Genomic DNA, 13,846 nt, shown 5'->3' with positions numbered 1-13,846 from the left:
CCTCGTTGGTGCCGCGCGCGGTTATGTCAGTGCGCTGCGGATCTTCTCGAGCCGGGCAGTGCGCGCGCGGCGCGCGTCCAGCGCCTCGGCCATGTCGACCTCGACAAACTTGACCGGCGTGTTGGGCTGCAGCTGCCCGATCAGGTCCATGTCCGCGGATATGATCGCGCCGACAGTGAAATAGCCGCCGCCCGACACCGCGTCGCGGTGCAGCACGATGGGCTCCGTCCCACCGGGGATCTGTATCGAGCCGTAGGAATAGCAGCCATCGACGATGTTCGACGGGTCCGAGCCTGCGCCAAAGGGCTGCTCGCGCTCGACGAACTCCATCGGCTTGCCGCCGCGAAAGCGGTATCCCATGCGGTCCGCCTCGGGCGCGACCTTCCACTCATCCGCAAAGAACTGCTTTTGCGACGCTTCGGTGAGGCGATGCCAGTAAAGGCCGGGCAACACGCGCAGCTCCACGGGTTTGGGCAACTCGGCCAGCAGGCTCTGGTCCAGCTTGCGAGGCTTGGCATTGGCGCTGGGCTTGCCCACGGGCACCGTATCGCCTGCCGCCAGCGCGCGGCCCTCGAAGCCGCCAAGCGCTCCGATGGGATAGGTCGAGCGGCTGCCAAGCGCCGGGGGCGTGTCGATGCCGCCCGCGATGGCGATATAGATGCGCGCGCCGGTCTTGAGATAGCCGAATTTCAGCGTCTGTCCCGCCTTGACCGGAAAGGATTCCCAGCATCCATGCTCCTCGCCATCGACGAAGACGGGCATTTCGGCCCCGCCCACGGCGACCAGCGCATCGTGGTTGAACTTCAGCTCGGGGCCCATGAAGACCGCCTCGAGCCCGGCGGCATCCTCGGGGTTGCCGACCAGCATATTGGCGATGCGCATCGCGGCGCGGTCCATCGCGCCGCCTTCGGGGATGCCGAGGTGGAAATAGCCCGGACGCCCCAGATCCTGAATGGTGGTCAAAAGGCCGGGTTTGATGACTTCAAACGTCATTGAGAGCCTCCATCAGCTTGGCGTTAGTGCCTTCCATATCCGCGTTGAACTCTTCCAGATCGAAGGTCACGGTCGCGATGCGCGGCGTGTAGGTGCCCTCCTCGACCGCCTTGAGGATACGGTCGTATTCGGCGCGATCGATCGGCTTCCATTTCACGATGTCGCCGGGCTTGAAGAAGACCATGAAATCCTTGAGGTAACTCACCTTCTGGTCGGCATCGAAGATGGTCATCGGCGTGATGCCGAACATCTGGTAGCCGCCCGCGCCGCGCACGGAATAGACGCAGGAGAAGCAGCCGCCGTAGCCCACGGTCTGTTTCGGCGTATCGGTGCGCGGCTTGAGGTATTTCGGCACCTCGATCTGCTTGTCGCGCTCGACCAGCTGGTAGAGGAAGGGCAGGCCCGACACGAACCCGACCATCGACACGAACCAGGGCTGCGAGTGATGCGCCTCGATGAACGCCTCCACCGAAGGATAGCCATTGATGCGCGCGGCATATTCCAGATCCGTGCCGCTCGGGTCCTGGTGCCGCTCGCGAAAGCGCATCACGCAATCATGCGTCCAGGGATCTTGGTAGAAGACCGGCACCTCGACGATGCGGGTCTCCAGCCGCTTCTCGGCGTTCTCGGCCTTGGCCTCCAGCTCTTTCAGCTTGGCCATCATGTCCTCGGGCGCGATCACCTCGGGATCATAGCGCACCTGAAACGAGGCGTTGGCCGGGCAGATCTCGCGCACGCCGTCGATCTTGGCGTCGCGCGCCGCGTTGCTCATGGCGAGCGATTTGAAGAACGCGTCGAGCGACATCTCCTCGTCCATTTCGACAAAGATATGCTCGTCGCCGCCGTATGAATACCGTGTCTTCACGATGCTCCTCCTGTCTCTGGGGTGAGGTTGCCCGCCTCCAGCCACGGCTCGAGCCATTGGGTATGGATGCGGCCCGCGCGCACGTCGGGCGATGTCGCCAGCGCCTTGTGCAGCGGGATGGTGGTCTTGAGCCCGTCGATCTTTACCGCGTCCAGCGCGCCCGCCATCTTGTCGATGGCCGCCTCGCGGGTATCCGCGTGCACGATCAGCTTGCCGATGAGCGAGTCGTAGAAGGGCGGGATCTGATAGCCCTCGTAGAGGAAATGATCGACGCGGATGCCGTCCGATTCCGGCAGATCGAGCGCGCCCACGACGCCGGGAAAGGGCATGAACTTCTTCAGCGGATCCTCGGCATTGAGCCGCACTTCGATGGCATGGCCGTTCAGCGCGATCTCGTCTTGGCTGACGGGCAGCGCCTCGCCGCCGCAGACGCGGATCATCAGCGCGACCAGGTCGAGACCTGTGACCATCTCGGTCACCGGGTGCTCCACCTGAATACGGGTGTTCATCTCGATGAAGTAGTATTTGTCGGCCAGCGCGTCGTAGAGATACTCGACCGTCCCCGCGCCCATGTATTGAACGGCCTCGGCCAGATCGACGGCGCTGTCGCACATGGCAGCCCGCGTCGCCTCGGGCAGGGCGAAGGCGGGCGCCTCCTCCCAGACCTTCTGGCGGCGACGCTGGAGCGAGCATTCACGCTCGAAGCAATGCACCGCGCGTTTGCCATCGGCCAGAACCTGCACCTCGATATGGCGTGGCTCGCGGATGACCTTTTCGATATAGATGCCGCCATCGCCGAAGGCCGCTTGCGCCTCCTGCCGGGCCTGGGGCGCCAGCTTGGCCAGTTCCTCGGGTGTCTCGGCGATGCGGATGCCGCGCCCGCCGCCGCCCGCGCTGGCCTTGATCATCACCGGATAGCCGATGCGTTCGGCGATCTCGGCGGCGGCGTCCATGTCATCGACGCGCCCGTCCGATCCGGGCACGACCGGCACGCCCGCCGTCTCGGCGGCCTGCCGCGCTGACACCTTATCGCCCATGCTCTGGATCGTGTCCGCCGACGGGCCGACGAAGATCATGCCGGCCTCGGCCACCGCGCGTGCAAAGCGGGGGCTCTCGGCCAGAAAGCCGTAGCCGGGATGCACCGCGTCGGCGCCCGCATCCTTGGCGGCCTTCACTACGGCATCGACGTTCAAATAGGATTTCGACGCTTGCGCCGGACCGATGCACACGGCCTCATCGGCCATGCGCACGGCCATCATCTCGGCATCCGCCTCGGAATGAGCCTGAATGGTGTGGATGCCGAGGGACTGCGCGGCACGCACGATGCGCACGGCGATCTCGCCCCGGTTGGCAATGAAGAGGCGCTGGATGCTCATATTACTTCAAGGTCGCCAGAACGTCGCCTGCCGAGACGGCCGCCTCGTTCTCGGCAGAATAGCCGCCGAAAGTGCCGTCCGCTTCGGCCTGTACCTCGATGAAGGATTTCATCACCTCGACGAGGCCAATCGTATCGCCCGCCTTGACCGCGTCGCCTTCGGCCTTGAACGGCGCATCCTCGGGCGAGGGGCGGTGGTAGAAGGTGCCGGGCACCGGGGATTGAATGTCGGACATGGTGTCGTCTCCTGTTTCAGCTGTTGCTTTGGGCCAGCACATCGGCGGCGGGCGCGATGGCAATGCCGTTTTCCGTCAAGGTCTTGCGGATGGCGCGGCCGATTTCGAGCGCGCCGGGTGTGTCGGAGTGAAAGCAGATCGACTCGAACTCGACCTTGATATCCTTGCCGTCCACCGTCTCGACCACGCCTTCGCGGCAGGCGCGCAGGCATTTCTGCGCGATCTGCTCGGGGTCCATCTGGGCGCCCTTGCGGGTGAAGACAATCATCCCGTCTGCGCCGTATTCGCGGTCGGAGTAGAATTCGCGCACCACGGGGTGCGAATGGCGGCGGGCCACCTCATGCGTGATGGCGGCGCCCATGCAGAAGAGGATCAGATCGGGAGCGGTCGCCTGCAAAGTCTCGACCAGATGGCGCGACAGATCCTCGTTGCGCGCGGCCTCCATGTAGAGCGCGCCATGCGGCTTGACGTGCTGGAGCGGAACATCGTGGCGCCGCCCGAATTCGCGCAGCGCACCGACCTGATAAAGGATGTCGTTGACCAGCTCGTCATCGGCCGCGTCGATCTTGCGCCGCCCGAAGCCTTGCAGATCGTTATAGGCCGGATGCGCGCCGAGGCCCACGCCATGCGCCTTGGCCAGACCCGCGACGCGGTTCATCGAGTTGGGATCACCGGCATGAAAGCCGGTCGCCACATTGGCCGAGCTGATGACGGCCATCAGATCCTCGTCGGGGGCATCGCCATAGGACCAATGGCCGAAGCCTTCGCCCATGTCGCAATTGAGATCCACAATCTTGCGCATTTCGCATCCCCCCGGAAGTAATCTTGCGTGAAAGATTGCGCCCAGTCTCGGGATTTGTAAATTGTGGAATATTGCAGCAGCATTATCGGATTTTCCGATACGTTAATTTTCCGAGGCATCGCATGAACTTCAGGCAGCTCAAATATTTCGTCGCCACCGCCGAGACGGCTCAGGTCAGTCGTGCGGCCTCGGCGCTCTCCATCTCGCAAAGCTCGGTGACGACCGCGATCCGCGAGCTTGAGACGTCGCTGGGCGCCGCGCTGTTCATCCGCACGCGGCATGGGATGGACCTGACCGATGCGGGGCGCGAGCTGCTGGCCTCGGCCTATGCGATCCTCAGCAAGATTGACGAGGCGCAGAATATCCGCCACCGCGACACCGATGCTTCGGGCACGATCCGGGTGGCCGCCAGCTATACGGTGATCGGGTATTTTCTACCCTACCATCTGGATCGTCTGCGCCGCTTGCACCCCAACTTGACCATCGAGCTACACGAGCTGAACCGTGACAGTATCGAGGAGGGGCTGCTGTCGGGCCGTTTCGACGTGGCCGTCCTGCTGACATCGAACATCACCAATCCGGGCCTGGAGAGCGAGACGCTCCTGCGCTCGGCCCGGCGGGTCTGGTGCGCCAGCGGCCATCCGTTCGCGCAGCGGCGCAACATTACCTTCGACGAGATTGCGGACGAGGATTACATCCTGCTGACCGTCGACGAGGCCGCGAATACGGCCATGAAATACTGGAGCGCCCAAACCCGTGAGCCGCGCGTGCGTCTGCGCACCATGTCGATCGAGGCGGTCCGCTCGATGGTGGCGAACGGGCAGGGGATCACGATCCTCAGCGATATGGTCTATCGGCCCTGGTCGCTGGAGGGCAAACGCATCGCCACCGTGCAACCCGCCGTTCAGGTGCCGACGATGGATGTGGGTCTGGCCTGGCGCCGGGGCGCGACGTTCAGCCCTCAGATGGACCTCATTCACACCTATTTCCGGCAGGCGTTCAACTCGCCCTACGCCAGCTAGTGTCTAGAGGATCGGCCCGACGGTCGCGACCGCGTTGTTCCAGATGCGCCGGTGATAGGGCCAGGCATCCACATCGCTCAGCGTGACCTGCCGCGAGGCAAGGATATAGTCCGCCTGCCGCGCCTCGATAGCCTTGGCGATGGCGGGATCCTCCAGCAGGATGTTGTTCTCGAAATTCAGATCAAAACTGCGGATATCGATATTGGATGAGCCGATCAGACACGCGGCGCCGTCGATCACCAATGTCTTGGCATGCAGCAGGCCGGGCTCGTATTCGTGCACGATGCAGCCCGCCTGTAATAGGCGGCGATAATAGCTGTGGCTCGCTGCGGCGACGACCCAGCTGTCGTTCTTCTGCGGAAAGATGAGCGTGACGGTGACACCGCGATAGGCCGCGGCGCAAAGCGCCTCAAGCACGGTGGCGTCCGGCACGAAATAGGGGGTCGAAATCGTCACACGCTCCCGCGCGCAGGCCAGCGCCGTGGCGAAAAGCTGCGGGGTCGAGCTGCGCCGCTCGGTCGGGCCGTGGCCCATCGCCTGCGCGGGAAATCCGTCCGGCAGGGGCGGGCAGGGACGGGCCAGTGCCTCGGGCGGCTCGCCGGTGGCGCGCATCCAGTCGCTGGCAAAAAGAAGCTGATTTTGCGCCACGACAGGCCCGGTGAGGCGCAGCATGATATCGACCCAGGGGCCGTATTTCGCCTTGGGCCGAAATTCGGGGTCGGCGGTGTTGCGACTGCCGCAATATGTGATCGTGCCGTCGATCACCGTGATCTTGCGGTGGTTGCGCATGTCGAGGCGGCTGGTCAGGATTGTGCGGATGGGGCGGGTGATCGGCAACGCCACCGCCAGATGCACGCCCGCCGCGCCCATCCGGCGCCACAGCTCCGACTTGATCAGCCCGCGCGAGCCGAGGCCGTCCGCGAGCACGCGGCAGGTGACGCCGCGCTGCGCGGCGCGCATCAGCGCCTCGGCCATTTCAGTGCCGGTGCGGTCTGTCAGCCAGATGTAGTAAAGCGCGTGCACATGATCCGTAGCTGCGTCGATATCGGCCACCATGCGCGTCCGGGTCTCGGCGGCGTGCGCCATCAGCTCGCCTTGGTTGCCGGTCGTCGGGTGAAAGCCGTTGATCGACGCGGCATAGCCAAAAACGGGACGGAAGGCGGCGCTTATCTGATCTGTCAGCGTTTCGGGGTCGCCCATCAACTGACCCCCGGCGGCGCGGTGTACCTCATCATGAATACTACGCTGCTTCGCGCGCGCCTCGCGGCCCAGATCAACCTCGCCAAAGAGCACGTAGACAATGGTGCCGAAGACAGGCAGCAGGATCAGCACGATGATCCAGGCCAATCGCGCGGGCGGCGACAGATCATTGCGCAGCATCAGCCGGATGGTGAACCCGACGACGACCGCGATGTGAGCGATCAGCGCGATATTCACGGGCGCATCTCGGGCTCGGGCTGGCGCAGTCCGGCAGGCCAATCGAGGTCCAGCACCACGGGCAGATGATCGGACGCGCGGGCGGACAGATCCGAGGCATGGACATGAGCCGACGCCTCTTGCAGTCCGCCCTTCAGGACAAAGCGGTCGAGCGGCGCACTGGGCCGCGTCGTGTGAAAGCTTTTGCCCGGCAGGATCATGCGCGCACCGCCGCCCAGAAGCCGCGGAATTGCCGCATCATGGCGCCATGCGTTGAAGTCGCCGGCGATCAGGACGGGATGATCCGCCTCCGTAACGTGGCGCCCCAGCGCCTCGAGCTGGCGCATCCGCATGCCGCGCCCGAGGGCCAGATGCACGCCGATCACCTCCAGGTCGTTCGGGCCGAACCGGGCCGAAACAGCGCCGCGCGGCTCGAGCGACGGAAGCTCGATCCGTGTCGCATCTGTAAGCACCAGCGATCTGTCGCGGTAGAGGATCAGGTTTCCGTGCCAGCCGTGGCTTTCGGCGCGGGTCGAAAGGTCCACGGGGCGATACCCCAGCCGCGCGTAGAGGTCGCTGGGCTGCAACACGCCGGCGCGATCCCCGAAACGCTTGTCGGCCTCCTGCAACACGACCACATCGGCGTCGATCTCGGCCAGAACATCCAGGATGCGGCCCCCGTCCCGACGCCAATCCAGACCGACCGCCTTTCGAATATTGTAACTTGCGATGCGCATGAAAGTATCAGAGCAGTCCCCGACCCGGATGGCAAATGGCCAATGTCAGCTCCGTTCGGCGCGGATGATCTGGCCGTCCTGCGTGGTCAGCATCAACGCACCGCCCTTGTCGAACGTGTAGTTCGTAATTTGCGGCATAAGCTCCAGCAGACGCGTTTCCTGCGCCATTGCGCCTTCGGGGCAGGCCATCATCGTGACGCCTTGGGGGCTCAGAGTGATCGCGCCATCGGCGCCGACCTCATAATTGCCTATCAGGCGGTTGCAGCCCGCGTTCCCCGCCAGTGCGCCGTCCTTCAGAAACTCAAGCTCGGTCGGCGCCTCTGCCGGTAAAACCGTGTCGGAAACTTCGGTGACCTTCCAAGGTCCGATCAGGCTTGCATGCCCGTCTCCGGCCAATGCCATGCTGCCGATTCCGGTCAGAAAGAGGGCGGTGCACAGCGATTTCAGCATGGTCGGGCATCCTTCATGAACGTCTGCTTCAGTCATTTGTGCGTTTGCGCCCTGACCGTCAAGGTCCGCAGTAATGCACAGCTTTGCCGACCCGGCTGCCTTTGCGCTTGAACGCACAGGCGCGCGCCCATAATTTGCGGCGCAGATCAGGAGATGCCATGACCGCCACCCCCACCCGCAAACCGGCCGAGCGCAAGCGCGGATCGGGCGTGCAATTCATCTACGGCGTCCTGCGCGACGAGATATTGAACCTCACTCTCGCCCCCGGTAGCCCCATCGACGAAGTGCAGCTGTCCGAGCGGCTTCAGATGTCGCGCACGCCCATCCGCGAGGCGCTTGTGCGCCTGGCCGCCGAGGGGCTGGTCACGACGCTGCCCAACCGCTCGACCGTGGTGGCGAGCATTGATTTCCTCAATCTGCACACGTTTTTCGACGCAATTACCCTGATGTACCGCGTCACCACCCGGTTGGCCGCCGAGAACCGGACCAAGGCCGACCTCGAGGCGATCCGCGCGCGGCAGTCGGATTTTGCCCGGGCCGTGGCGGCGCAGGACGCGCTGGAAATGATCGGCACGAACCGCGAGTTTCACGCGGCCATCGCCGCTGCCGGACGCAACCCTTATTACGAGGGACTGTTCTTGCGCCTTCTGGACGAGGGGCGGCGGCTATTGCGGCTATACTATTCGTCCTTCGACGACCGTTTGCCCCAGCAATACGTAACCGAGCACGAGGAAATCATTGCCGCGATCGAGGCGGGCGACATCGCGGAATGCGACAGGCTGGCCAAGGGTCATGCCGACCAGATCACCAACCAGATCCGCAAAATGATCGCCGCCGACCGTCGCCACGACATCGCGCTCTGACGCAGAGATGCGGGGCTGACCGCACTGGCGATATTTGTGTCGACAAATAAAATACAAGTGGTATATTTTGGGCGAGTCTCCCGGTTGCGCCATAAAGGCGCGTGGGAGCGATCCCCGGTTCGATAAGGAGACCACCATGACGACCAGCATTTTCTCGGGTACCATTCCCGCATTGATGACGCCTTGCAAGGCGGACCGCAGCCCTGACTTCGACGCGCTGGTGCGCAAGGGGCGCGAACTGATCGACATGGGCATGCGCGGTGTTGTCTATTGCGGCTCAATGGGTGACTGGCCCCTTCTGACGGACGAAGAGCGCATGGAAGGCGTCGCGCGGCTTGTCGAGGCGGGCGTGCCCGTCATCGTCGGCACCGGCGCCGTGAACACCAAGATCGCGGCCCAGCATGCGGCTCATGCGCAAAAGGTTGGCGCGGCCGGCCTGATGGTCATCCCTCGGGTTCTGTCGCGCGGGATTTCGCCTGCCGCACAGCGCAATCATTTCAAGGCCGTTCTCTCGGCGGCGCCGGATCTGCCTGCGGTGATCTACAACAGCCCCTATTACGGCTTTGCCACACGCGCGGACCTCTTCTTTGCGCTACGGGCCGAGCACAAGAACCTCGTCGGCTTCAAGGAGTTCGGCGGCCCTGCGGATCTCAGCTATGCGGCCGAGAATATCTCCAGCGGCGATGATGACGTGGTGCTGATGATCGGCGTCGATACCACCGTCTATCATGGCTTCGTCAATTGCGGCGCGGCGGGCGCGATCACCGGCATCGGCAACGTGCTGCCGCGCGAAGTTCTACACCTTGTCGCGCTCAGCCAAGCCGCAGCGGCGGGCGACGCCGAGGCGCGCGTGCGCGCGCAGGAGCTGGATGCCGCGATGCAGGTGCTGTCCACCTTCGATGCGGGCCCTGATCTGGTGCTCTATTTCAAGCATATGATGGTGCTGAACGGCGAGCCGGAATACGCGCTGCATTTCAACGAGGACGACGCGCTGACCGAAAGCCAGCGCGGCTTTGTCGAGGCACAGCTCAAGCTCTTCCGCGCGTGGTATGCCGAGTGGAGCAAGCAGCCCGGCGCGGTCAGCAAATACGCCGCCTAACACCGGCCAGACGGGCAAGCGGCCCCGCCAGCGATGGCGGGGCCGTTTCGCGTTTTACGCGACTGCGTCCAGACCGCGCTCTTCGAGCCGGTCCAGATGCGCGATTTCCTCGGCGCTCAGCGTGATGCCATGCGCCATCGCCCGTTTGCGGGCCGCAAAACGGCGCTGCGACGGTAGGCGCGCGCCTTGGCCCGTGATGGCATCGAAGAGCGTCTCGGCCCGCGCCATCGCATTGCCCTCGCGCCCCGCCGAGAAGCGCGCGGGATCGAAGGCGAGGATCAGCTCGCCATGGGCGGGCAAAAGTGTGAAGTTGCCCAGCCGGTCCAGCGCCTCTCTGCTGTTCAGATCGCCGATCATCACGCCCGCAAGCAGCTCGATCATGGTCGCGATGGCCGATCCCTTGTGCCCGCCAAAGGGCAGCATCGCCCCGTTCAGCGCGGCCTCCGGGTCGCTCGTGGGGTTGCCGTCTGCGTCCACCGCCCAACCCTCGGGCAGGGGGGTGCCCGCGCGGCGGTGCAGCTCGATCTCGCCGCGTGCGGCGACGCTGGTGGCGAAGTCGAAGACGTAAGGGTCGGTATTCTCGCGCGGCCAGCCGAAGGCGAAGGGATTGGTGCCCATCAGCGCCTCGTTGCCGCCGGTGGGCGCGACGCTGGAATAGCTGGGGCACATCGCCATCGCCGCCAGATCATGGGCTGTCAGCGCCTCGATCTCGGGCCAGAGGGCGGCAAAATGTGTACAGTCGTTGATAACCAGCGCAGCCATGCCCAGCTCTTTGGCGCGGCGCGCAAGTTCCGGCGCGCCCAGCTCGAACGCGGCGTTGGAAAAGCCGCCATGGGCCGCGACGCGCACGATGGCGCCATCCTCGGGTGCCAGTTCCGGCACCGCATCCAGCGTGACCATGCCCGCCTTGATGGTGCGCAGGCACCCGTCGATGCGGTAGATCCCGTGGGATTTGCACGCATCCCGTTCGCCCGCGGCGATGGTGCGCGCGACCGCATCCGATTGCAGCGGCGACAGGCCCGCGCGTTGAAAGATGCGGCTGACACGGGCGGTCAGATCGTCATGGCTAAGGATGGTGTCTGTCATGTCTGGCCTCGTCTTTGGGGCGGGTATGGTTGCGTTCTTGCATACAAACTGTATGCGTAATAGCGACAAGGCAAGGGCGTCTGACGCCCAGCCAAAAGAAACATGGAGAATGATATGCCTTTCACACCGCATGGAAAACACCTGATCGCCGGCGAGCGGATCGCGGGCGAGACGACATTCGCCTCCACCCCCGCGCATGGCCCTGCCCATGACTACGCCGTCGGCACGCCCGATCTGGTCAACCGCGCGGTCGAGGCCGCCGAGGCCGCCTTTGCCGCCTACGCCGCCACGTCGCGCGCGGCGCGGGCCGAATTTCTGGATGCCATCGCCGACGAGATCGACGCGCGCGGGCCCGAGATCACCGAGATCGGCACCCAGGAAACGGGCCTGCCCGAAGGTCGGCTGGAGGGCGAGCGGGGCCGCACCGTGGGTCAGATGCGCCTCTTTGCGGACCACATCCGGGGTGGTGATTATCTGGACATCCGCCATGACGCGGCGATGCCCGATCGCGCGCCCGCGCCGCGCCCGGACCTCGTGATGATCCAGCGCCCCATCGGCCCTGTCGCTGTCTTTGGCGCGTCGAACTTCCCGCTCGCCTTTTCGGTCGGCGGGGGGGATACCGCCGCCGCGCTGGCCGCGGGCTGTCCGGTGGTGGTCAAGGGCCATTCGGCCCATCCCGGCACGGGCGAGATCGTGGCCGAGGCCATTCGCGCCGCCGCCGTGCGCACCGATATGCCCGCCGGTGTCTTCTCGCTGATCCAGGGCGGCGATCGCAAGGTGGGGCAGGCTTTGGTGCAGCACCCGCTGATCAAGGCGGTCGGCTTTACCGGCAGCCTCGCCGGGGGGCGCGCGCTCTTCGATCTTTGCGCCCAGCGGCCCGAGCCGATCCCCTTCTTCGGCGAGCTGGGGTCCGTGAATCCGATGTTCGTGCTGGACCATGCCGCGGCGCGCCGGGGCGAGGAGATCGGCAAGGGCTGGGCCGGATCGCTGGTCATGGGGGCGGGGCAGTTTTGCACCAATCCCGGCATCGCCATCGTCACCGAGGGCGAGGGCGCCGAGCGCATGATCGCCGCTGCTGCCGCCGCGCTGAAAGATGTGCAGCCTCAGGTCATGCTGACCGACGGCATCGCCGAGGCCTATGGCGAGGGCCGCAAGCGCGTCAGCGGCGCCGCCGATGTTCAGCCTGTGCAGGTGGCCGATGCAGAAGGACGCCAGGCCGCGCCCGCGCTCTACCAGACAACCGGCGCCGCGTTCCTGGCCAATCCCGAGCTGCATCACGAAGTCTTCGGCCCACTGGGCCTTGTGGTACGTGCGGCGTCCAAGGACGAGGCGCTGCAGATCGCGCGCGGCCTCGAAGGGCAGCTGACCGTCACGATGCATATGGACGACGAGGATATGGAGGACGCGCGCGCGCTGGCCCCGGTGCTGGAGCGCAAGGCGGGCCGCATCCTGGTCAACGGCTATCCCACCGGCGTCGAAGTCGTCGATTCGATGGTGCACGGCGGGCCGTACCCGGCCAGCACGAATTTCGGCGCGACCAGCGTTGGCACTCTGTCGATCCGCCGCTTCCTGCGCCCGGTTTGCTATCAGAACATGCCGGCGGGCCTGATGCCGGAAAGCATCGGAGACTAGTCCGGCGGGGACAAAGCACCTTAGTCAATGCAGTGACTTGAGAGAGCGGCGCGCACGAGACTGTGCGCGCCGTTCTCATACGCCGCGGCGCGAGGCGTCATGTGGCGCATGCGCGATAGCTGGCCGGAGGCATCGGTCTCGCACGTCGGCCTTTCCAAAAATCCGTCAGCCAGCGCTTTCAGCGCGGATATGAATTCTTGCTCGGACGTGCCGAAGGACGCTCCACGTCATTGCGCTTAATCGGCTGATTGCGGTTCTGCTGGCCTTCGTGCCGTGGTCCAACGGGTGACTGCCCGCGAGGGGCGCACGCTTCCGAGGCAACTGGCGCTGCAGCAAATCGTGCCTTCGCAGCAGTATACAACTTGTATTTAGTTGGCTTCTGGTGTTGGCTTGCACCAAGGCCCGACTCGATGTCGCACGCGACAGGGGCGGCCGGAACGACAACAGGGAGACAACCTATGAAATTTCTCAATCTCGCCGGCGCATTGATTGCCTCGGCGCTGGTGGCACCTGCCGCGCAGGCCGACAAGCTGGACGACATCATCGCCTCGGGCACGCTGCGCTGCGCGGTCGTGCTGGACTTTCCGCCGATGGGGTCGCGCGATGCGAATAACGAACCCGTGGGCTTTGACGTTGATTATTGCAACGATCTGGGCAAGGCGCTGGATGTCGAGGTCGAAATCGTCGAGACGCCGTTCCCGGACCGTATCCCGGCACTGGTTTCGGGCCGCGCGGATGTGGGCATTGCATCCACGTCTGACACGCTGGAGCGGGCGCGCACCGTGGGCTTTACGATCCCTTATTTCGCCTTCACCTTCAACGTTGTGACGAATGCCGACGCCGGCCTGCAGACCTACGAAGACCTCGCCGGACAGACCGTCGGATCGGTTGCCGGCACCTACGAGGCGATCCGCCTCGAAGAGGACATCAACGAATGGGGCAATGGCGGCACGTTCCGCTCGTATCAGAGCCAGGCGGACGTGTTTCTGGCCCTGTCTCAGGGACAGATCGACGCCACTGTCGTCACATCGACCGTGGCCTCGGCCATCGTACAGGGCGGCACCTACGAGGGGCTCAGCATGACCGGCGAGGCGCCTTATGACGTCGATTATGTCGGCCTGATCGCGCTGCGCCAAGAGTACGGTCTCCTGAACTATCTGGACCTCTTCGTGAACCAGCAGGTGCGCACCGGCCGCTACGATGAGCTTTACGAGAAATATATCGGCGGCGAAGCCCCCCGCCTGACCGTCGACAAGGTCTATTACTGAGC

14 protein-coding genes are annotated in these 13,846 nt (G+C 64.7%); 5 read left to right on the top strand and 9 right to left on the bottom strand.

Features of this window, described 5'->3' with window-relative positions:
* Positions 1-21: 21 nt before the first annotated feature.
* Genes BW975_RS11470 through BW975_RS11450 form a run of 5 tightly spaced genes read right to left on the bottom strand, consistent with a single transcriptional unit; the run spans position 22 to position 4,271 of the window.
* Complete coding sequence (locus tag BW975_RS11470; protein ID WP_076534127.1) at positions 22-993, bottom strand: 5-oxoprolinase subunit C family protein; 972 nt, start codon at positions 991-993, stop codon at positions 22-24.
* On the bottom strand, positions 983-1,858 hold the full coding sequence (locus BW975_RS11465) for a 5-oxoprolinase subunit B family protein (RefSeq protein WP_076534125.1): 876 nt from the start codon (positions 1,856-1,858) through the stop codon (positions 983-985). The genes BW975_RS11470 and BW975_RS11465 overlap by 11 nt, the downstream gene beginning before the upstream one ends.
* Positions 1,855-3,234 (bottom strand): acetyl-CoA carboxylase biotin carboxylase subunit, encoded by a 1,380-nt coding sequence (locus tag BW975_RS11460; RefSeq protein ID WP_076534123.1) that lies wholly within the window; start codon positions 3,232-3,234, stop codon positions 1,855-1,857. The genes BW975_RS11465 and BW975_RS11460 overlap by 4 nt, the downstream gene beginning before the upstream one ends.
* Before the next feature lies 1 nt (position 3,235).
* Positions 3,236-3,469, bottom strand: coding sequence for an acetyl-CoA carboxylase (locus BW975_RS11455; RefSeq protein WP_076534121.1), 234 nt, complete (start codon positions 3,467-3,469; stop codon positions 3,236-3,238).
* Positions 3,470-3,485: 16 nt separating this feature from the next.
* Complete coding sequence (locus BW975_RS11450) at positions 3,486-4,271, bottom strand: 5-oxoprolinase subunit PxpA (RefSeq protein WP_076534119.1); 786 nt, start codon at positions 4,269-4,271, stop codon at positions 3,486-3,488.
* 122 nt (positions 4,272-4,393) lie between these two features.
* Between BW975_RS11450 and BW975_RS11445 the strand changes: the two genes are divergently transcribed.
* Complete coding sequence (locus tag BW975_RS11445; RefSeq protein ID WP_076534117.1) at positions 4,394-5,293, top strand: LysR family transcriptional regulator; 900 nt, start codon at positions 4,394-4,396, stop codon at positions 5,291-5,293.
* Positions 5,294-5,296: 3 nt separating this feature from the next.
* Here the strand turns inward: BW975_RS11445 and cls are convergent, their stop codons facing one another.
* The 3 genes from cls to BW975_RS11430 are packed head-to-tail and all read right to left on the bottom strand — an operon-like array spanning position 5,297 to position 7,896.
* Positions 5,297-6,730: a cardiolipin synthase gene (gene cls, locus BW975_RS11440; RefSeq protein ID WP_076534115.1), complete on the bottom strand. Its 1,434-nt coding sequence runs from the start codon at positions 6,728-6,730 to the stop codon at positions 5,297-5,299.
* Positions 6,727-7,446, bottom strand: a complete 720-nt coding sequence (locus BW975_RS11435; RefSeq protein WP_076534114.1) for an endonuclease/exonuclease/phosphatase family protein — start codon at positions 7,444-7,446, stop codon at positions 6,727-6,729. The genes cls and BW975_RS11435 overlap by 4 nt, the downstream gene beginning before the upstream one ends.
* A gap of 45 nt (positions 7,447-7,491) precedes the next feature.
* Positions 7,492-7,896 (bottom strand): META domain-containing protein, encoded by a 405-nt coding sequence (locus tag BW975_RS11430; RefSeq protein WP_076534112.1) that lies wholly within the window; start codon positions 7,894-7,896, stop codon positions 7,492-7,494.
* A gap of 158 nt (positions 7,897-8,054) precedes the next feature.
* On the opposite strand from BW975_RS11430, the gene BW975_RS11425 reads away from it, so the two are divergent.
* Positions 8,055-8,759 (top strand): GntR family transcriptional regulator, encoded by a 705-nt coding sequence (locus BW975_RS11425; RefSeq protein ID WP_076534110.1) that lies wholly within the window; start codon positions 8,055-8,057, stop codon positions 8,757-8,759.
* Positions 8,760-8,895: 136 nt separating this feature from the next.
* Positions 8,896-9,858 carry a dihydrodipicolinate synthase family protein gene (locus BW975_RS11420; RefSeq protein ID WP_076534108.1) on the top strand — a complete coding sequence of 321 codons (963 nt, stop codon included), beginning with the start codon at positions 8,896-8,898 and terminating at the stop codon, positions 9,856-9,858.
* A 54-nt stretch (positions 9,859-9,912) separates the two neighbouring features.
* On the opposite strand, the gene BW975_RS11415 is transcribed toward BW975_RS11420, so the two are convergent.
* On the bottom strand, positions 9,913-10,944 hold the full coding sequence (locus BW975_RS11415; protein ID WP_076534106.1) for an Ldh family oxidoreductase: 1,032 nt from the start codon (positions 10,942-10,944) through the stop codon (positions 9,913-9,915).
* Positions 10,945-11,058: 114 nt separating this feature from the next.
* Here BW975_RS11415 and BW975_RS11410 point away from each other — a divergent pair, with 114 nt between their 5' ends.
* Both BW975_RS11410 and BW975_RS11405 read left to right on the top strand, forming a co-directional pair.
* The gene (locus BW975_RS11410; protein ID WP_076534757.1) at positions 11,059-12,576 is read left to right on the top strand and encodes an aldehyde dehydrogenase (NADP(+)); all 1,518 of its coding nucleotides are present in this window, start codon (positions 11,059-11,061) and stop codon (positions 12,574-12,576) included.
* Positions 12,577-13,034: 458 nt separating this feature from the next.
* Positions 13,035-13,844 (top strand): ABC transporter substrate-binding protein, encoded by an 810-nt coding sequence (locus tag BW975_RS11405; protein WP_076534105.1) that lies wholly within the window; start codon positions 13,035-13,037, stop codon positions 13,842-13,844.
* Positions 13,845-13,846: the final 2 nt, after the last annotated feature.

The sequence above is a fragment of the Roseovarius nanhaiticus genome, from assembly GCF_900156535.1.
Classification (GTDB): domain Bacteria; phylum Pseudomonadota; class Alphaproteobacteria; order Rhodobacterales; family Rhodobacteraceae; genus Roseovarius; species Roseovarius nanhaiticus.
This window is presented reverse-complemented; position numbering and strand designations above follow the sequence as displayed.